The 17,454-nt window shown below is 67.6% G+C and carries 18 protein-coding genes and 1 pseudogene; 10 read left to right on the top strand and 9 right to left on the bottom strand.

The genetic code is table 11. From position 1 onward, the window contains the following. Positions 1-346 precede the first annotated feature (346 nt). Positions 347-1,702, top strand: coding sequence for a sigma-54 interaction domain-containing protein (locus AC5P7A_RS15065; protein WP_111207016.1), 1,356 nt, complete (start codon positions 347-349; stop codon positions 1,700-1,702). Here the strand turns inward: AC5P7A_RS15065 and AC5P7A_RS15060 are convergent, their stop codons facing one another. From AC5P7A_RS15060 to AC5P7A_RS15045, 4 genes are all read right to left on the bottom strand, one after another. Then, a complete protein-coding gene (locus AC5P7A_RS15060) occupies positions 1,703-2,011 on the bottom strand; it encodes a DUF6958 family protein (RefSeq protein WP_014647247.1) in 309 nt (102 codons plus the stop codon). Further along, positions 2,004-2,540: a GFA family protein gene (locus tag AC5P7A_RS15055; RefSeq protein ID WP_478408893.1), complete on the bottom strand. Its 537-nt coding sequence runs from the start codon at positions 2,538-2,540 to the stop codon at positions 2,004-2,006. Before AC5P7A_RS15055 ends, AC5P7A_RS15060 begins: the two co-directional genes overlap by 8 nt. Before the next feature lie 68 nt (positions 2,541-2,608). Further along, entirely contained in the window at positions 2,609-3,490 is an 882-nt protein-coding gene (locus AC5P7A_RS15050) for a TolB family protein (RefSeq protein ID WP_495220281.1), read from the bottom strand. Next, positions 3,487-4,527 (bottom strand): hypothetical protein, encoded by a 1,041-nt coding sequence (locus tag AC5P7A_RS15045; RefSeq protein ID WP_046430789.1) that lies wholly within the window; start codon positions 4,525-4,527, stop codon positions 3,487-3,489. The genes AC5P7A_RS15050 and AC5P7A_RS15045 overlap by 4 nt, the downstream gene beginning before the upstream one ends. A 91-nt stretch (positions 4,528-4,618) precedes the next feature. On the opposite strand from AC5P7A_RS15045, the gene AC5P7A_RS15040 reads away from it, so the two are divergent. Genes AC5P7A_RS15040 through AC5P7A_RS15025 form a run of 4 tightly spaced genes read left to right on the top strand, consistent with a single transcriptional unit; the run spans position 4,619 to position 6,666 of the window. Further along, entirely contained in the window at positions 4,619-5,545 is a 927-nt protein-coding gene (locus AC5P7A_RS15040) for a LysR substrate-binding domain-containing protein (RefSeq protein WP_481452565.1), read from the top strand. Continuing rightward, positions 5,542-6,003, top strand: a complete 462-nt coding sequence (locus tag AC5P7A_RS15035) for a helix-turn-helix domain-containing protein (protein WP_014647242.1) — start codon at positions 5,542-5,544, stop codon at positions 6,001-6,003. The genes AC5P7A_RS15040 and AC5P7A_RS15035 overlap by 4 nt, the downstream gene beginning before the upstream one ends. Positions 6,004-6,013: 10 nt before the next feature. Next, entirely contained in the window at positions 6,014-6,439 is a 426-nt protein-coding gene (locus tag AC5P7A_RS15030; RefSeq protein WP_075076944.1) for a VOC family protein, read from the top strand. Beyond that, the gene (locus AC5P7A_RS15025) at positions 6,436-6,666 is read left to right on the top strand and encodes a hypothetical protein (protein WP_032957563.1); all 231 of its coding nucleotides are present in this window, start codon (positions 6,436-6,438) and stop codon (positions 6,664-6,666) included. The genes AC5P7A_RS15030 and AC5P7A_RS15025 overlap by 4 nt, the downstream gene beginning before the upstream one ends. Before the next feature lie 7 nt (positions 6,667-6,673). On the opposite strand, the gene AC5P7A_RS15020 is transcribed toward AC5P7A_RS15025, so the two are convergent. Then, on the bottom strand, positions 6,674-7,369 hold the full coding sequence (locus tag AC5P7A_RS15020) for an HAD family hydrolase (protein WP_014647239.1): 696 nt from the start codon (positions 7,367-7,369) through the stop codon (positions 6,674-6,676). A 179-nt stretch (positions 7,370-7,548) separates the two neighbouring features. On the opposite strand from AC5P7A_RS15020, the gene AC5P7A_RS15015 reads away from it, so the two are divergent. Then, positions 7,549-8,406 (top strand): hypothetical protein, encoded by an 858-nt coding sequence (locus AC5P7A_RS15015; protein WP_495220280.1) that lies wholly within the window; start codon positions 7,549-7,551, stop codon positions 8,404-8,406. An 18-nt stretch (positions 8,407-8,424) separates the two neighbouring features. Here the strand turns inward: AC5P7A_RS15015 and AC5P7A_RS15010 are convergent, their stop codons facing one another. Both AC5P7A_RS15010 and AC5P7A_RS15005 read right to left on the bottom strand, forming a co-directional pair. Beyond that, positions 8,425-9,165 (bottom strand): DNA/RNA non-specific endonuclease, encoded by a 741-nt coding sequence (locus tag AC5P7A_RS15010; RefSeq protein ID WP_032957559.1) that lies wholly within the window; start codon positions 9,163-9,165, stop codon positions 8,425-8,427. Between the two features lie 335 nt (positions 9,166-9,500). Then, positions 9,501-10,514 (bottom strand): DUF4034 domain-containing protein, encoded by a 1,014-nt coding sequence (locus AC5P7A_RS15005; RefSeq protein ID WP_134808895.1) that lies wholly within the window; start codon positions 10,512-10,514, stop codon positions 9,501-9,503. Positions 10,515-10,675: 161 nt separating this feature from the next. Between AC5P7A_RS15005 and AC5P7A_RS15000 the strand changes: the two genes are divergently transcribed. Both AC5P7A_RS15000 and AC5P7A_RS14995 read left to right on the top strand, forming a co-directional pair. Next, positions 10,676-12,250 carry a S15 peptidase family protein gene (locus AC5P7A_RS15000; RefSeq protein ID WP_495220279.1) on the top strand — a complete coding sequence of 525 codons (1,575 nt, stop codon included), beginning with the start codon at positions 10,676-10,678 and terminating at the stop codon, positions 12,248-12,250. A gap of 270 nt (positions 12,251-12,520) precedes the next feature. Then, positions 12,521-12,706: pseudogene (locus tag AC5P7A_RS14995) on the top strand (S41 family peptidase); the annotation flags it as partial. Between the two features lie 45 nt (positions 12,707-12,751). Here the strand turns inward: AC5P7A_RS14995 and AC5P7A_RS14990 are convergent. Both AC5P7A_RS14990 and AC5P7A_RS14985 read right to left on the bottom strand, forming a co-directional pair. Beyond that, the gene (locus AC5P7A_RS14990) at positions 12,752-14,599 is read right to left on the bottom strand and encodes a hypothetical protein (RefSeq protein WP_049439644.1); all 1,848 of its coding nucleotides are present in this window, start codon (positions 14,597-14,599) and stop codon (positions 12,752-12,754) included. A 50-nt stretch (positions 14,600-14,649) separates the two neighbouring features. Further along, complete coding sequence (locus AC5P7A_RS14985) at positions 14,650-15,651, bottom strand: NUDIX domain-containing protein (protein WP_495220278.1); 1,002 nt, start codon at positions 15,649-15,651, stop codon at positions 14,650-14,652. A gap of 482 nt (positions 15,652-16,133) precedes the next feature. On the opposite strand from AC5P7A_RS14985, the gene AC5P7A_RS14980 reads away from it, so the two are divergent. Both AC5P7A_RS14980 and AC5P7A_RS14975 read left to right on the top strand, forming a co-directional pair. Next, complete coding sequence (locus tag AC5P7A_RS14980; protein ID WP_111206845.1) at positions 16,134-16,490, top strand: excalibur calcium-binding domain-containing protein; 357 nt, start codon at positions 16,134-16,136, stop codon at positions 16,488-16,490. A 135-nt stretch (positions 16,491-16,625) separates the two neighbouring features. Next, positions 16,626-17,441 (top strand): S1 family peptidase, encoded by an 816-nt coding sequence (locus tag AC5P7A_RS14975; RefSeq protein WP_111206848.1) that lies wholly within the window; start codon positions 16,626-16,628, stop codon positions 17,439-17,441. Positions 17,442-17,454: the final 13 nt, after the last annotated feature.

Genomic DNA, 17,454 nt, shown 5'->3' with positions numbered 1-17,454 from the left:
CTGAAAGTCTTGGCAGCCAGGGGGGCGGGCACTGGCAGGCGTGGGGCGTTGCTGCCGCGTCGTTACAGCAGCGTGGGAAAAATGTTGGGATTGCGCAGCGCCAAGCGCCGCAGGGCAAGGCGGGCGCCCGACTGTCGCACGGGTGTTACAGGTGCCGCCGCGGACTGTAACGATGCCGCTTCAGCCAGTGCTTTCTTGACGCGCCGCTCATTGCGCCGCCGTTTAGCGCAGCGCTAGGATCCGCGCAACAAAGGCCGCCGCGGTGGCCGTAGAGGTCCCGGCGGAGGGGCGGCACGCCGGTGATTGCCTGACAGTCCGCCGACGGTGTCCGGATGCTGGGGGAAGCATGGCAGCGGTCCCGGAGGCTTCTGCGTCACGATGCGTGCTCTGGTTCGGCGAGCCGCTGGCGAACGAGCGCAGCGCGCTGGCAGCCGCAGGCTGGTACGTGCGTCGCATCCATCCCGACCCGGCGATGGCCATCGGCCTGCGCGGGCGCGACCGGCTGCTCGCCGTGCTGGATCTTCGCCATCTGGATGCGCCGGCCCTGCAATTGCTGGCGCCGTGGATCGAACAGCACGCGCATCTGACGTGGCTGGCGGTGCTGCCGCCTGGCGCAGGGCCCACGCCTGCCGCGTGGCTGCCCTTGTTGCAGCGTTGCATCTCGCGGTTCACGCTGCCTTTCGGCCTGCAGGACCTGGTGGCGGCGATGCGCCAGCAGTTCGACGCGGAGGATACGTCTGCCGACGAAGTGTGCAGCGGGCAGGGGCCGCGCGCATTGATCGGCGAGAGTCCTGCGCTGCATGCGGTGCGCACCGTACTGCACAAGTTCGCGCCGGTCGATCTGCCGGTGCTGGTCACCGGCGAGACCGGCACCGGCAAGGAGTTGGCGGCACATGCACTGCACGCGTTGTCCGGCCGTGCGGGCAAGCCGTTCATCGCGGTCAACTGCGGTGCCATCCCTGCGAACCTGGTGCAGTCGGAGCTGTTCGGCCACGAGCGTGGCTCGTTCACCGGTGCTGACAAGCGCCAGATCGGCGTATTCGAGGCCGCATCCGGCGGCACCGTGTTCCTTGACGAGGTGGGCGACCTGCCGGCCGAAGCGCAGACCAGCCTGTTGCGCGTGCTGCAGGAAGGTACGTTCGAGCGCGTGGGCAGCAGCCAGCCGCTGCGGGCGGACGTGCGTGTACTGGCTGCCACCCATGTGGAACTGGAGCACGCGGTGGCGCAGGGGCGGTTCCGCAGCGATCTCTACTATCGCCTCAACGTGCTGCGCCTGCTGATGCCACCGCTGCGCGAGCGCGGCGCTGATGTGCAGCTGCTGGCGGAGCATTTCCTGCGCTGCTTCCGCCTGCGCCACAGCGTGCGTGCACGTGGCTTTGCACCCGCTGCGCTGCAGGCGATGCGGCGTTTCGAATGGCCCGGCAACGTGCGCGAACTGCTGAACCGGGTGCAGCGGGCGGCGATCATGGCCGAAGGCGAGCTGATCAGCGAGCGTGACCTCGAACTGGGAGGGCCCGTGCATGCGCCGCCGGGGGCGATGCTGCACGATGCCCGCGGCCAGGCCGAACGTGATGTGCTGCTGCAGACGCTGCGGCAGACCGGCTACAACGTCTCCGAGTGCGCGCGGCAGATGCAGATCTCGCGGGTGACCGTGTATCGGCTGTGCCGCAAGCATCGGCTGGAGCTGCCGGCGCAGCGCTGATCAGCCGGCCGGCACGTGCTTGAACAGGCGCAATGGCGTGCCTGGAAGACGCTCGATCACGCCCTTGGCCTCCAGGTCCAGCTGCACGGCTTTCAGCCACCAACCGGCCGTGGCGCCTTGCGGAAACAGCGATGCGGGCAGGTGCGGCAACAGCGCCTGCTTCGCCTGCGCCACCGTCATCCCGGGAGGTTGCCTGGGCAAGGCACGCAGCAGGGCCGCGCGCATGGCCATGTACTTGGCGCGATCCACGCGCTGGATGTGCCCGGGCGTGGTGATGCTCTCGATCTCGATCCGCTCGGGCTCAGGCATGGCTGTCTCCCGTGATCTCGATGCGTGGGCTGCGGAAGCCCATGGAGATCCACGCCTTCAACAGCCGGGCATGGAACCGCAGCGAGTGGGTCTTCAGGTTGGGCACATCGCCGGGAAGGACAGACGCGTCGGGAAGATCGTTGACCATCGTCCGCATCTCCACGGCGGGGCGTATCGCGTCCGGCCACAACAGCCCATACAGGCTCAGCCAATGGCCACCGCTGAACTCCAGGAAGAGCGGCGTATTGCAGCAGCCCGCCACGACGCGGCGGCTGCCGGCCGTGCTGGACAACCGCCACGCGTGCAGCCGGGAATGCCCGGCATCGATGCGGACGCGATCCTTGCGCTGCATTACGAAATGCGTCTGGCCCTGAGGCCCCAGCACCTGCGGTGCGCCGGGCATCGCCTGCATCCGGGCGCCGGCCCTGCGGCAGCTGTCGCAGCAGCATTCGACGCTGGCGATGGGGCTGCCGGTGGTGGTCAGGCGGACCTGGCCGCAGGCGCAGGCAAGGGACTGTTGGGAAGGCATCTGCATTTTCTCCTGGGGTACTCAACCTCTCGACGAACGGGCGCGTGGGAAATCGACACCCACTGCCTTCAGGGCGGCATCATCCGGTAGCGGACGCGGTACAGGTCCAGTCCCTCACCACCGGCGCGTCGCGCCGAGTAGGTCAGCGCGTCGCGGCGCGAGCCATCCAGCATCGCGCCGTAGCTGTCGCCGCTGGGCGCGTTCACGGGCGATGGCAAGGCATGGCCTGCGTCATAGCGGCCTCCACGTTCGTAGGCAATGAACTGGCGCACCGGTGCGCTGCCGAAGTCCTGGGCGCGGGCAAATACCACCGTTCGGCCGTCGCCCAGGAAGGTGGCATCGAACTCCTGCGCTGCGGTATTGAGGTCTCCCGCCAGCGGCCGTGCCGGCTGCGCGACGCCGCCGATCATCGCCGCGCTGTAGAGGTCATGGCCGCCAGCACCGCCCGCACGATCGCTGGAGAACAACAGCGTACGACCGTCGGGCGAGAGCATCGGCGCGAACTCATCGGCCGCGCTGTTCACTGCGGGGCCAAGATTGACTGGCTCCCCGAATCGACCGTCGCTCCCCATGCTGACCCGATACAGATCGTCACCGCCCTGGCCGCCTGCGCGGTCCGAGCAGAAATACACGACGCGCCCATCTGCGGAAAATGCGGGATCGAAGTCGCGCCCCGGCGTGTTGAACGGCACTGGCGTGGCCGGCCGCCAGCGGTCACCTTCGCGGTGCGAGATCCAGATGTCGTAGCCCCCAGGCCCCCCCGGCCGGTTGCGGCTGAACCACAGGGCGGTATTGCCGTCCGGACTCAGGGTCAGCCGGATCTCGTCATGCTGTGTGGAGGCAATGCCGGGGGCGAAGCGCTCGGCGGGACCGATGATCCGCAGCACCACGGGCGGGGAGGGCACGGGCAATGCCGATGCCAGCAGCATCACGGCCAGCAGCGCCTTCATGCCTGTCGCTCGAAGTCGCTGACCCAGTTGGTTTCCCAACTGCGTCCACCATCGGCGGAGGCCGCCTGTTCCCAGCGCGCCGAACGCGGGGTGATGCGTGACCAGATCACCCGCGTCTGGATCGCCCGTCCCTCGTGCTGGTCCTCGCCGAAGAAGCGGCCGACACCGGCCTCGAACCCCCCGCGCAGTGGCGCGCCGATCCGGGTCGGCGCGCGGCCATCCAGCCACCAGCTGAGCCAGTGCCGCTCGGCCGCATTCCAGGCGCGGATGCCCATGCCGCGCAGCGGTGCTCCAGGCACGTCCATCAGGTTGTCGCCCACGTTGCCGAATCCGCCCAGTACCGGCCAGTTGTGCAGGGTGCCGTTGAACGCGTCCCACGCATCGCTGCCTGCCAGCCGAGCGCGCAGGCGGCGATGGCGCACGTTCCAATGGCCCACCAGGAAATCAAAATCGCCCGGTGCATCCGGCAGCTTCGGAAGCGGAGTGGGGATCGCAGCAGTGCGGCGGAACCAGTTGCGCCAGTTCACTTCCCAATGGGCACCGGCATCGTCGGAGAACGCCTGCTCCCACCACGGCTCATCGCCGTGGATGTCATGCCAGCGGAACCAGACCTCGATGGGGCGTCCCTTGAAGTCATCGCGACCACGGAAGCTGCCGCCATCGCCTGCGAAGGCGCCGCGCACGGGCGCTTCGATATGGGCAGGGGTGCGCCCATCGATCCACCAGATCGACCAGGTGGAAGACACCGGATCGAAGGCACGCACGCCCAGGCCCCTGTAGGGGCCCGAAGGCAGTGCCATGACGTTGTCATCGATGGTGCCGAGCCCGCCCAGGGTGAGCCAGACCGCGCTGGCGCCGGTGAAGGCGTCCCAGCGGGTATCGCCCACCAGGCGCTCCTTCAGGCGTTGGTGCCGGACCTGCCAGTTGCCCTGCAACCATTTCCAGTCTGCGCTGGGGCTGGCCAGGGCCCACCCGGAGGGCAGGGCGGTGGACGCTGCCGTGGCGGCCAGGGTGGCCAGGAACTGCCGTCGATCCATGTGCGTTATCCCGTGCCGGAGGTGCCTCCATCGTTGCGCGTGCGAGGGGGATTGACCACGCGGAAATCGGGGCTCAGGCTAAGCCACACTTATGGTGACCCAACGCCAGCTGCCATCGCTTGTCGCCATCCGCGCCTTCGAGGCGGCGGCACGGCTGGGCAGCTTCGCCCGCGCCGCCGATGAGCTCGACACCAGTGCGGCATCGGTGAGTTACCACGTGCGCCGGCTGGAGGCCCAGACCGGGACCTGCCTGTTCCTGCGCCACGCCCAGCATGTGGAATTGACCGCCGCCGGTGCGAGCGTCGCAGTGGAGGCCACCCGGGCCTTCGACGCGCTGCGCGCCAGTTTCATGCGCGCCGCTGACATGGATGCGGCACGACTGCGCCTGTCCGTTCTACCGACGCTGGGCACCAGCTGGTTGACGCCGCGCCTGGGCAGTTTCCGCGCGCGCCATCCAAGCATCGTGCTGGAACTGGACCTGTCGGCAGAGCCGCAGGACCTGGCCGCCGGGCGTTTCGATGCCGCCATCCGCAACGGGCATGGTGCGTGGCCCGGGCTGCAGGCCACGCCCCTGTTCCCCAGCATTTTCACTCCGCTGTGCGCGCCAGCGCTGCTGCCGGCGGCAGACGGGCTCGGTCGGCGGGCGTTGGAGGTTCCACTGCTCGGCAGGCCTGACTGGTGGGCGCTGTGGTTTTCCGCACATGGTGCTGTTCCGCCACCGGACCCGGAGAGCTTCGTCACCCCCTTTGCGATGGAGCATCTGGATGTCGGTGCTGCCATTGCCGGGCAGGGCATCGCCATCGGCTCGCCGATCCTGTTCCAGGCCGAACTGGACAGTGGGCGCCTGGTGCAGGCACATCCCGGTGTGGCCAGCGACGGGCGTGGTTTCTGGTTCGTGGCACCGACGGCGCGCAGCCGCAGCACCAAGGTCATCGCATTCGGTGACTGGCTGGGCGAGCAGGCCGCGCAGGCCAGGCGTGCGTCGCGACATCATCTGGCACACGCGGTGACGCCATGAACCAGAGCCCGGAACTGTTGCGGCGCCTGCTGCGTGCCAAGGACCGGATGGACCACGCCAGTCACGAGGACTGGCCGGTGGCCCGCCTGGCCGAGGTCAGTGCGGTATCGCCTGCGCATTTCGCGCGTTCGTTCAAGCAGGCATTCGGCCTTCCGCCGCACCGCTACCTGCTCAGCCGCCGCATCGAACGGGCCGTGGCGATGCTGCGTGACACCGAGCTGCCGGTCACCGAGATCGCCGCGCAGACCGGCTGGAGCAGCCTGGGCACCTTCGGGCGCATCTTTCGTGACATCACCGGCGACAGCCCGGGCAATGTGCGCCAGCGCGAGCGCGCCGGCGAGGCGACGCCGGCCAGCGTGCCGGAATGCCACGCACGTGCCGCGCAGCGACCGGACCTGAACATCGCAGTTTTGGAGAAGCGCCGCCGCGAGGCGGTTGCTAACGTGGATCCCACCTGAGGGAGGTCCCATGACAAACACTGTGAACACGGTCGGCCTGTATGTGCGCGACCAGGATGAGGCGCTCGCGTTCTACGTCGGCACGCTCGGCTTCGAAGTGCATACCGACGTGCGCAATGGCAGCTACCGCTGGCTGACGGTGCGCAGCCCCGGCCAGGACGGATTCCAGCTGGGCCTGTTCGTGCCCGGTCCGCCCACCCACGATGCGGCCACCGCGCAGGCGCTGCAGCAGCTGGTGGCCAAGGGCGCAATGCCGCCGCTGGTGCTGGCCGTGGATGACTGCCAGGCGCGCTACACGCAATGGCTGGCGCAGGGCGTGGAGTTCACCCAGGCGCCGGTCGAACGCTACGGCGCCATCGATGCGGGGTTCCGCGACCCGTCCGGCAATGGCTGGAAGATGATCGAAGCGCGCTCCGAAGCGAGGCGCCGTCAATGAGCCGCGGTGGCTGGGCGCGGCCCGTACATCGCTGGACCTCGATCGTCTTCACCCTGGCGGTGATCGCCAACTTCGTCGTCCGCGGGCTGGGGCAGGGCGAGCCTGCAGCGTGGATCACCTATTCGCCGCTGCCGCCACTGTTCCTGCAGCTGTTCACCGGCCTGTACCTGTTCGTGCTGCATTATGCCGGGAAACGCCGCGGCGCCGCGCTGGGCGCTGCGGGCTGAGGCCGCCTCAGGCGGCTGCGTCGGCGGCGTAGGCCGCCAGCACTGCCGGCAGCTGCTCCATGCGCTGGAAGATCACCTTCGCGCCCGCAGCGCGCAGGGCCTCCGGCGTGCTGTGGTGCGGGCCGCCCTCGCTGAAACCAAACACGGTCGCACCTGCCGCGACGCCGGCGGTGGCGCCGGTCACGGTGTCTTCGATCACCGCGCAGCGCTTCGGGTCCACGCCCAGCGCTGCGGCGGCGGCCAGATAGACATCCGGGTGAGGCTTGGTGTTCGGCATGTCCTGGCCACTGAACACATGGGCACCGAAGGCATCAAGGATGCCGACCTTGCCCAGCTGCAGCTTCACCTTAAACAGGTCGGCACCGGAGGCGCAGGCAATCCGCCCGCCGGTGGCCGCGGCAATCGCACGCACGGCCTCGGGCGCCCCCTGGATCGCCTCAAGGTCCTGCTCCAGCGCACGGTTGCGCTGCTGGCGGAATTCCTCCAGCCATTGCTCGGTGAACGGCTTGCCGGTGCGCTCTGCGATCAGCCCGGCCAGATGAGCCACGGATTGGCCGAGGAAGACCTCGCCCGCCTGCGCCGGGGTCAGCGGCCAGCCGCGTGCGGTCAGCATTTCCGAGAGCACACGGGCCACCAGCGGCTCGGAATCGACCAGTACGCCGTCGCAGTCGAACAGCACGGCATCGAAGGGGAAACGGGACATCTACTACTCCGGGAACAGCCAAAGGGGCGACGTGCCCGCCATTTTCCCATAGCGGGTCGGGCGGGGCACGCGGGCCACAGGAACGCTAGACTGCCAGGTCAGCCCGCCCAGCGCCTGCACGGGAATACGCCTTGAACCGATTGCGATCATTCTTCAGTGCGTACCCCATCCAGTTCGCGATGGCCGCCAAGCTTTACGTGCTCTGCCTGTATCTGCCCGTAGCCCTCCGCCTGGTCGAATTCGGGCGCCGTCTGGGCCCGCCCGAGGCCTCACGTGAAATCGGCTACGCGCTGGCGGAGCTCGGTTTCAGGCTGAGTCTCTTCGCCGGAGCGGCGGTACTGGTGTCGATGCTGGTGTTCGGGCGTCGCGGCGCGCTGCGGATCCGCCACCCGGTGATCGCTTCGATCGCCTTTTTCGGGTTGCTCGTCGTGCTGGATCGCGCCATGCGCATTCCGATGGCGCAGTTGCCGTTTCCAGTCTACAGCGTCGCAGCCATCAGTCTGATGCCGCTTGCGCATGCACTGGTCCTCACGCTGCTGGCCTTGGTGCCGGCGCTGCTGATGCAGCGGCGCATCCCTGCCGAGGGCGGGCACCATCACCTCATCAGTGCCAGCATCGCCGGCGCGGTGACGCTGGTGGCCGGCAGCTGCCTGCTTCCCATCCTGGTGGCGCAGCTGCCGGTGGGATTCTCGCCCGGCGAGTTCATCATGCCCGTTGCCGACGGCGCCGCGCAGCTGCAGATTGCGAGCCTGATCCTGCTGGTGGCCTGCGCGCTGGCCACGTTTGCCGGCCTATGGGCCGGCGCGCCGTCGCCGGAACCCGCATCGACGGCGCGCACGATGGTGGTGTCGCTGATCCTGCTTGCCACGGCGCTGCTGATCATCCTGGCCAGCATGGCTTATCTTCTGCGAGCGCTGTCCGCTGGGGCGCCGACGACAGGTCGCGGGCTTGTCGTTGCCACCGTCGTCGGCGCCGCAGTGCAGTTCCTGCTGGCCAGAGTGCTGGCGTCACGATGGCTGCGCGCACAGGCATCGTGACGTTCCTCTGCCCCCCGATCAGCCCAGGTCACACCCGGCCGGCTGCGGCCAGGTGGTGGCCGGCAGCATGTTCTTCAGCGAGGCCGGCGCGTTGATCGCCACGTAGCTGGCGCCCAGCAGTTCCTCCAGATCCGCAATCGTCACCAGGTAGTTGTCCAGGCTGCCCAGGTTGGCCTCGTTGGGGATGATCCAGCTGATCGCCTTGGCGGTTCCGGTGTTAGGGTCGCGGGTGATGATCGTCTTCCAGAAGAACTCCGGCGTCGGAATGCCATGGCTGGCCAGGAAATAATCGTTGGCGGCATCGCCGTAGACCACGCCACCGTAGACGTCCACCGGCGCGATGTCGCGGTAGCACTCGGCCACGTTCTCGGCCTTCACCCAGATGCCCTGGTTGAAGCTGGACACCTGCGGCACGATGTTGGTCATGTAGTTGGCGCGACGGATGTAGGTCGCGTCGTAATCCATGTGGTTGGACGTGACCAGATGGCCACGGTCATAGCCGGATTTGATGCTGGCGTAGGACGCGGTGCTGGTCTGGCCCAAGCAACCGGCCGGCAGGTCCGGGTCCTTGTAGAAGCTGGACGGCCGTGCGGCCGAACCGGTATCGGCGGTGAGCGTGTACTCGTAACGGGTGGCGCTGTGGATGCCGCAGTCGTAGGTGAGCACGAAGCCGCCCTTGTTGAGGGTGACTACCTGGGCCTGGGCTGCGCCGGCAAAGGCGCTGAGGACGAAGGCAAAGACGAAGCTTGCAAGGCGCATTGCGATTCTCCAGCAAAGAGTTCAGGACGCAGCTGCCCGCCACGACCAGGCCCGGCCTGTGTCATGTGAAGGCGTTGCGGATACGGGTGATGCGGAGTGCAGTAGAGCGAGGCCGCGATGAGGAGGGCCCGGAAGGCCGCGCGGTGTCGCAAGCGTCACAAGCTGTCGTCTTTTGGTCAACGACGAGAACCCGAAGCTGTGACCGGGTGCAAGCACTGGTGATGTGTCAGATCACGCGGTCCGTGGCTGACATGCGTACGTGCTAAGCACCCTGCAGATGTGAAGTGCATGCTGGACCGCGCATCCTCCGCGGCCCGGCTCCGCACCGATTGGCTCTACAAGGAAGCCTCTTGCCCAGCATCCGGCGCCAGGCAGGCGGCCCTGCTTTGCTCGCTCGAGTCCGCAATGACCGCCTCGCTGAAACCACTTCGGCTCAAGTACAGGCGATTCCACCGATCCAGGGCATCGCCGTCACGCGCCCAACAGGCGTAGCGTGTAATGGTCTCCAGATTGTCGATGGTCGGGTAGCGCTGTGCGATTTCGTCCAGCCCCTGGCGCATCAGCGGCCAATCGGGTGTCGCCGCGCGGAAGTGATCGGCCGAATACGCGGTGGCTGACCAGTACAGCCGTGCGTAGCGCATGGCCCGCTTTTTCTTCGGGATACTGGCCATCGAGCGCCGTGCGAAGGCTTCCATCTTCCGTGCGCTGCCGCCCCAGGCCGGCGTGAAGTGCTGCAGGGCAATGAAGTGCAGCGGCTCGTAGTCGGGGAAGGCCTTCGCTGCACGGTCGACGAGCGTCAGTAGTTCTTCGTCATCCGCGCCCTCGCGCAGCGCGATCAGCACGCTCATCTCGTGCCAGAACGGGTCGCCGCCGGCAACGCCCTCATGCGATTGCAGGTAGGCCTGCGAAGCCGCGTTGTACTCATGGAACTGAGCCCAGTCTTCGGCATTGACGGTGTTGGCGTAACCATTTCCGCGGTAGCTCCAGGCCAGGTTGAGCGGAATCCGTGCAGTCATCAGGTGGGCTGCCGGCGACTTCGGCGCATGCTGAACCCAGCGCGCCGCCCAGGCCGACCAGCGGTTCCAGGCCTCCACCTCCTGCCGCGCCGTGCCGATTGCACGCGACATGCAGAGGTAGAAACGGCCCAGCCGGGATTCGCCGGCGGCGTTGAGCTCGCCCGTGCGGAGGCGCGCGGCCATCGCGTCCAGTGCCGGAAAGTCGTCGTTGGACATCAACTGCGCGATTTCGCTGCAGTCATCCGTGACGTCGGGGTCCCGGGCCGCCACGGCTGAAGGGGCGAACAGACTGGCCACGCTCAAGAGCGTGCCGACGAAGAGCGTCCTGCGCATCGGGGGGGGCATCCTTGCATTGATGGGAGCCTGCGGAGGACCGCAGTGCCGCGAAGCATACCAAGGTGCGCTTTGCGCCATGCTGCGTCGCAAGGTGCCAGCCACCATTCGCACTAGTACGGTCCGACCCGTTGCACCACCACCGACGGGGAGAGACGACGATGCGCAAGCTTTTGCTGCTGTTGATCCTGCTGACCGGCCTGGCGCCCACCGCCTGGGCCGCCACGGTCAAGACCACCCATCGCACCATTCCCAGCTGGGATGGCACGCCTCTCGGGGCCTTCGTCATCGAGCCGCAGGATGCCGGCAGCGGGCGCTATCCGCTGCTGGTCATGCCCAGCAGCTGGGCGGTGCCCAGCGTGGAGTACGTGGGCGTGGCACAGTCGCTGGCGCAGCGCGGCTATGTGGTCATCAGCTACAGCTCGCGCGGCTTCTGGGAGTCGGGTGGCAGCATCGACATCGCCGGGCCCGCCACGGTCGAGGATGTCAGCGCGCTGATCGACTGGGCGCTGGACAACACCCGCGCCGATCCGGCCAGGATCGGGGTCTCGGGCATCTCCTATGGCGCCGGCACCAGCCTGCTGGCGGCGGCGCGCGACCCCCGCATCAAGGCCGTTGCCGCACTCAGTGGCTGGGCCGACCTGCAGGCGTCGCTGTACAGCCATGACACACCCAGCGCCCAGGGCATCGCCCTGCTGGTGGCGGCGGGTCTGGCCACCGGCCGCCCCGGCGCGGAGCTGGCCACCATCAACCGCAATGTGCTGGTCGGCAATTACCAGGGGGCGGTGGACTCGCTGCTGCCGGTGGCCGCACAGCGCAGCCCGGCCAGCAGCCTTGAAGAGATCAACGCCAACCAGCCGGCAGTATTCCTCGCCAATGCCTTCAATGACAGCCTGTTCCCGCCGGGCCAGCTGGTCGATTTCTTCAACCGCCTGAAGGGGCCCAAGCAGCTGCAGTTGCGCCACGGCGACCATGCCCTCAACGAGGCCTTCGGTGCGTTCGGCATTCCCAATGAGGTCTATGCCGCCGTGGGCGACTGGTTCGACCACTACCTGAAGGGCGTGGACAATGGCATCGATCGCCAGGCAGCGGTGCAGCTGAAGTCGCAGAAGGGCAGCTGGAGCCGCTATCCGGACTGGCAGGCCACCAATGCGGGCGCCGTCAGCTACGGCCTGACCGCACCCTCCGGTTTGTTGCTGCCCACCGGCGGCCTGCCGGAGAACGGTGGCGCTACCGGCTGGAGCTACCGCATCGGCAGCGGGCTGCTGACGGCTGCCAGTTCCGGCGTGGTGATGGCCTCCGGTGCACTGCAGATGATCAACCTGCCGCCCGGCGCCTATGTACCGTTCGTCGGCCGCAACGCCGCCGGCGTCTGGCAGGGCCCGATCTACTGGAGCGCACGTCGCCTGGATGGCGCACCGGAGGTGCGGGTGACGGTGACGCCCAGCCGCGCCAATACCACGCTGTATGCCTACCTGTATGCCGAAGACGCGCTGGGCAACGGCCAGCTGGTCAGCCACAAGCCCTACACCCTGCGCGGGGCCACGCCCGGCCAGCCGAAAACAATCGATCTCCGCCTGGAAGCCAGCAGCTGGAACCTCCCGGCCGGCAGCCGCCTGACCCTGGTGGTCGATACCGTGGACCTGCGCTATGCAGGCATCAGCCAGCTGGGCGGTGCGGTGACCTTCAGCTCACCGGCCAACGCGCCTTCGGTGCTGAAGGTGCCCCTGCATTGAAGTGGCGCCGCGCCCGTTGCGGCGGGCGCGGCACGACAGACCTGAAAGCTGCCAGCCTGGAACGCAATCCAGTAGAGAGGTGAATCGATGGCGCTCGCATCGTTGCTGGTCGGTGCGGTACTGGCAGCAGGCACCCAAGGCTCTGCCACAGATTGGCCGAGCACGCTGTTGATGGATCTGGAGGCTGCTGACGCGGCCCTGCGCGACAGCCATCCCGGGGTGGTTGACCCGCACAATCCCGGCTTCGTCGCCCAGATGGACGGCGCCCTCAGTGTCTACATGGATATCAGGCCTCAGCCATTGCCCAGTGGGCTGAGCCGGATTTCGGTGCCCATGAAGGTCTACCGCGGTCGCGGGCGCGGTTCGAACGAGCCCTACGTGCCGGATCGCCGCTACGCGGGGGACATGCGGGACACGCAGGCGCTGGAGGCATGGATCCTGGAGGGCAGGGACTGATCGGACCTGATCGGAACCCGCCGCCCGCGCTGCGCTGATGGAGGATCATTCCCCCTGCGGCAACAGCACCCGGATCATCTCGTGCTGCCTGGACAGATTCGCCCGTTGCACGAAACCCTGGACGATCGAGGCTGCCACCTTGCGCTGGTTGTCCATGTCCAGCAACGGCGCGATGGCCTGCCCGGAACCGTCGGGGCTGTCCCGGAACGGGCAACCGACCGGGCCAGCCGTGGTGAATGTCAGGATCGCCTTGGCCACGCGCGCCGACGGCGAACGCGGCGCATCGAAGATCACCAGCGTTCGCTCGTAACTGATACCCGTCGCACGTACGGTCGAGTGCAGGGAATCCTCGATGGTCATGTGCGCGCCGAGATCCTCGGCAAGCGCATTCAAGCAGTTGGCCGCCGTCGCCCTGCGCAGCGTTGCAGGGTCGGTGCGGATGATCATCGCGCAGTCGACGTCGGAGATCGGTACCTGGGTGACATCCAGGTAGGGGTTCTGTGCCAGCGTCCCGATCAACGCCAGATCGTCGCTGTAGCCACAGGATGCGGCAGATGTCTGCAGGCGTTGCAGCAGCGTTGCGACCCGCTGCGCGACCCACTGCCGCCCCTGCCGCAGGCGATGCGTGTGGGTGGCCGACAGGGCGCCGTGATCGAATCCCGAAGATGACGCCTGCATGCGCATTTTGACCTCACGCATGCAGGCATCGACCTGCTGCATGCAGTCCCTGTCATCGGCGAACACCGGCGCGGCCGAGATGCCATCGATCACCCTGCCGAACGTCGCCAGGTCGCCCTGCTGGTCGCGGTACCAGTCGTGGATGCGCTGCACATTGCGGCGACGCTTCTCCAGCTTGTCCGCACCCGGCCAGCCCGGATAGGCGGCGATCTCGCACAGCATGGTCAGTCCTTCCCACAGGTGGTACTCCATGCTGGGCAGGGGCAGCCGCCAGCGCTCTTCCGCGCCGGCATCCTCGGCAATCACCAGATGGTTGCGGATGATGTCCGACCACACTGTCACGGCCTCCACGGTATCGCGGCGCGGCGTGGTCACATCGATCAGTTCCATCAGGATCGGCCGTGGCGTCACCGGGTCGTCGCCGGCAGGCGCCTTCGGATCCTTCACCCATCGCGCGTGCCAGGTGTAGCCCATGCGGTACAGCACGAACGGCTTGATGCCGTCGTTGAGGATGATGCCGGGTGGCGGCGGAGGGGCAGGGGGCGGCTGCACGGGCAGTGGCGGCTGCGGCGGGGGCAGCACGGACGGGCTGGCCAAGGCCGTGGAGGTGCCGATGCCCTTCAGCGGTTCGCTGGTGAACAGATGCAGGCCCGCGCGGTCACGCTGGTAGACCTTCCGGAACGCCTGCGGAGTGTCACAGGTCACCAGGCACTGCTGGCCGGGCGGCACATGGATGTCCACCGGTGCAAGATCCACCACTTGGCCGGCCAGCGGATTCTGGTTGGGTGGGAAGACACTGATCTCCAATGCGATGTTGAGGCCGGCGCCGAGCATCACCTCGATCACGATGTCCTCCACGCCGCCGTGCAGGGCGTCCTGGGCCGGGATCGGAATCCAGGGATTGATCACCACCTGCGTATCCCAGTCGGACCGGCCGAAATCGAACAGCGTCGGTGGCGGCTGGGCCGGGCGTTCAAGCAGTGCGTCCAGTGCGTTGCCGCCCTTGACGTAGAAGAACATCAGCGGCTCGTCGGGCTTCAGGCTGTAGTCGCGCCGTACCTTGCTGGACAGGCTGCGCAGCTGGTCCTTGATGTCCGACAGGGCCTTCACCACGACCGAGCGGACGTCGGGATACGCCTGCGCGTTGTTGATCTGCGCGGTGAGCTGCTTGCTGATGTGGCGCCGGGCCTCGCGCTCGGGCGTGCTCTCTTTCATGGTGGGCCTCGCTGGGCTTGCAGGGGATCACATGGGTTCGCGCTGGAGGCTCAGGCGGGTGACAGCAGAGCGGCGATCTCCCGGTACCAGTCGATCTCCTGGCTACCGGGCCTGGCGCCGGCCAGGGCCTCGTCAACCTCCGGTGTTCCTGCGCCCGGAACCTCCACCCTTGCTCCCAGGATGTTGCGCAGTTCGGTCACCGGTACCCGTCCGATGCTCGCCACCTCCCAGTCGGTCACCAGGCAGGACTGGGGGCGCGCAGGGCTGCTGGCACTGGCCTGGACGTTGTTCTCGGCCTCCTGCGCCATCCGCAGAAGCTCCTCGGCCGTGGTGCGGAAGCGAACCAGGGAGAAGCTGCCTCCCCCATCCGGAAACAGCCGGGCACGCAGATCGCATGCGGCGCGTCCCTGCCCAAGCCAGATGCCAAGCTCCTCCTCGAACTCGCGGCGCGCGGCGCGCTCCTTGCGTTCGTTGTTCAGGCGGCCGCCGCCGGGCAGGGCCCATTGCCCCGCCTGGTTCACCAGCGCCGGGGGCAGGCCATCCGACCACGCCCCGACTTCCGCCACCAGGCGTTGTGCCAGTATCAACGCAGCGGCCCAGTTCGGCGCACCCCGGGTGGGCGGCGGCAACGCGATGGAGAGCTCCCGCAAGGTTGCTCGCGCAGCGCTGAACGGGGGAGGGGTTCTTGCGTCCTCGCGGAACAGGCTCTGCAGAGCGGCCAGCGTCTCCATGGCGATGTCATCGGTCTGCGGATGCGTGCGTTCGGCGCTTTCAAGCGCCCGGTCCAGTGCGTCCATGGTGCGGGGCAGCGTGCGTTCGCCGCGGTAGGCGACTGACCCTGCGGCGCGCCAGGCGCCGGAAAGCAGCTTCTTCACCAGATCCCAGTCCTGCTCTGTGCCACCGCCGGACGCGTTGCGGATGGCCAGCACAGCGGCCATCGCCTCGGCAGAAAGTACGACCACGGAATTGCTGCCCCACCAGCTGTTGAGCACCCGTTTGCGGACGACCAGATAGTGGGCTCCATCCCAGACTGCGACGTAGACCTGGTTCATGGTGCACCCCTCCGTTCAACCTGCGTGGAGGGGGCTGGGCGCATTGCCGCTGTGCCAGCGATAGTCCGGGAAAGGCATGCCATGTCTCGCTCCTGTGGGCTCGAAAAGTGGGGGCGGCGGCGTTGCCATCGGGGGTGCAGGCCGTGCGTCGCCGCGAATCCACTGTAGGAGCGAGGGGCGAGGGAGGATCGGCGCCAGCCACGATGTATGCGGCGGAACCGACGGAACAGGAGCGCGGGTGCATTGATTTCCCCGCATTGGCGCAGAGCCCGTGGCCGCCCAGGGATCAGCGACTGCCGGCGCCTGCCTCCGGGGCGTGCAGCACGCGCAGCTTCTTCTTGTTGATCTTGCCGACGCTGATCACCTGGCTGTTCCTGAAGCACTACCTGCGTTGAGTGGCAGCCGCTGCAGCGTCAAGCCTGGCGGTCGAGACACCATGCTAGCCTTCCCCTTGGCAGAGGAGTGCCTGACAGGGGGAAGGCATGGACACACGACGCCGCGTTTCCAGCGTATTGACTGCATCCGGCATGCTCGCACTGGCACTGTCCGCCAATGCGCTCGCGCATCCGGGCGGGCTCGACAAGCAGGGGTGCCACACCAACCGGAAAACGGGTGAGTATCACTGTCATCGAGGCGCTCCAGCGGCACCTCGATACGTCGACACTCCGCGCAGCAGTTTCGCCCCCGCGCCCGCGCGCAGTTCCCGGGTGTTTGCCAACTGCGCGGAGGCCCGCGCCGCCGGGGCGGCGCCGGTACGGCGTGGTGATCCGGGCTATGGCCCGCACCTCGATCGTGACAATGATGGCGTGGGCTGCGAACCCTATCGCGGCCGCAGGTAGGGCATGGCCCGCCTGGCTTCAACTCCCGTTTCCCCGCATTCGTCGGCAATCGCCGGGGATCGGTCGCACGATCTCCCCGTATGGCAGGGCCATGCCCTAGGCTGTTGGGATTGAACTGCTGGGATGCAAGCAACCATGAACCGCTGGATTTTCCTGGCATTGGCCACGCTCCCGTTCACTGCCGGTGCCGTGGTCATCCGTGATGATGTGGACGACGCCCGGTATCAGATCGATGCATCGGCCTTCCCCGCGCTGGCCGACATGCCGGGCGAGGGGCACGGCGTCCTGATCGCGCCGCGCTGGGTGCTGACCGCCGCGCATGCCGCGCCGATGGAAGGGAGGGGCGCCACCATCACCATCAATGGGAACGGCTACGGCGTCGAGCGTGTCTTCCTGCACCCCGGCTACCGGAAGATGCCCGAGGCGCTGGGCAAGGAAGCGATGGCAACCGGGAGCGCGTCGAAAATCCACGCGTTCCTGGCAGCATCGGATGACATTGCGTTGATCAGACTTGCCGCACCGGTGAGCGATGTGCCGCCGGTCGCACTCTACCGGGGCGCCGACGAGGTCACGCAGGTCGCCGCCCTGATAGGGAGAGGCGCCACCGGCAATGGTGCGACTGGCCTGATGCCCGGCGGGCCGCATCGTACAACGCTGCGGCGGGCCTGCAACGCGATCACCGGCGGCAACACGCGCTATCTCTGGTACCGGTTTGATCCGCCTCCGCAGGGCCTTCCCCTTGAAGGCGTGCTCGGCAACGGCGACAGCGGCGGCCCGCTGGTGATCGAGAAAGATGGGGCCTGGCAGCTGGTGGGCCTCGGTTCCTGGATCACCGCCGTACCCGAGCATGCGCTGGAAGCGGGTTTCTATGGGCAGGTGGTCTACAACGTGCGTGTGTCCCGCTACATCGACTGGATCGAAAGCATCATCGAGCGTGACGCGTCACTTTAGTTCTTGTTCCCGT

The sequence above is a fragment of the Stenotrophomonas sp. YJH_SMC_65 genome (genome assembly GCF_059369475.1).
This window is presented reverse-complemented; position numbering and strand designations above follow the sequence as displayed.

Coding starts and splice junctions, on each gene's coding strand:
- AC5P7A_RS15065 (WP_111207016.1), top strand. CDS start 347: ATGGCAGCGGTCCCGGAGGCTTCTGCGTCACGATGCGTGCTCTGGTTC.
- AC5P7A_RS15060 (WP_014647247.1), bottom strand. CDS start 2,011: ATGCCTGAGCCCGAGCGGATCGAGATCGAGAGCATCACCACGCCCGGG.
- AC5P7A_RS15055 (WP_478408893.1), bottom strand. CDS start 2,540: ATGCCTTCCCAACAGTCCCTTGCCTGCGCCTGCGGCCAGGTCCGCCTG.
- AC5P7A_RS15050 (WP_495220281.1), bottom strand. CDS start 3,490: ATGAAGGCGCTGCTGGCCGTGATGCTGCTGGCATCGGCATTGCCCGTG.
- AC5P7A_RS15045 (WP_046430789.1), bottom strand. CDS start 4,527: ATGGATCGACGGCAGTTCCTGGCCACCCTGGCCGCCACGGCAGCGTCC.
- AC5P7A_RS15040 (WP_481452565.1), top strand. CDS start 4,619: ATGGTGACCCAACGCCAGCTGCCATCGCTTGTCGCCATCCGCGCCTTC.
- AC5P7A_RS15035 (WP_014647242.1), top strand. CDS start 5,542: ATGAACCAGAGCCCGGAACTGTTGCGGCGCCTGCTGCGTGCCAAGGAC.
- AC5P7A_RS15030 (WP_075076944.1), top strand. CDS start 6,014: ATGACAAACACTGTGAACACGGTCGGCCTGTATGTGCGCGACCAGGAT.
- AC5P7A_RS15025 (WP_032957563.1), top strand. CDS start 6,436: ATGAGCCGCGGTGGCTGGGCGCGGCCCGTACATCGCTGGACCTCGATC.
- AC5P7A_RS15020 (WP_014647239.1), bottom strand. CDS start 7,369: ATGTCCCGTTTCCCCTTCGATGCCGTGCTGTTCGACTGCGACGGCGTA.
- AC5P7A_RS15015 (WP_495220280.1), top strand. CDS start 7,549: ATGGCCGCCAAGCTTTACGTGCTCTGCCTGTATCTGCCCGTAGCCCTC.
- AC5P7A_RS15010 (WP_032957559.1), bottom strand. CDS start 9,165: ATGCGCCTTGCAAGCTTCGTCTTTGCCTTCGTCCTCAGCGCCTTTGCC.
- AC5P7A_RS15005 (WP_134808895.1), bottom strand. CDS start 10,514: ATGCGCAGGACGCTCTTCGTCGGCACGCTCTTGAGCGTGGCCAGTCTG.
- AC5P7A_RS15000 (WP_495220279.1), top strand. CDS start 10,676: ATGCGCAAGCTTTTGCTGCTGTTGATCCTGCTGACCGGCCTGGCGCCC.
- AC5P7A_RS14990 (WP_049439644.1), bottom strand. CDS start 14,599: ATGAAAGAGAGCACGCCCGAGCGCGAGGCCCGGCGCCACATCAGCAAG.
- AC5P7A_RS14985 (WP_495220278.1), bottom strand. CDS start 15,651: ATGAACCAGGTCTACGTCGCAGTCTGGGATGGAGCCCACTATCTGGTC.
- AC5P7A_RS14980 (WP_111206845.1), top strand. CDS start 16,134: ATGGACACACGACGCCGCGTTTCCAGCGTATTGACTGCATCCGGCATG.
- AC5P7A_RS14975 (WP_111206848.1), top strand. CDS start 16,626: ATGAACCGCTGGATTTTCCTGGCATTGGCCACGCTCCCGTTCACTGCC.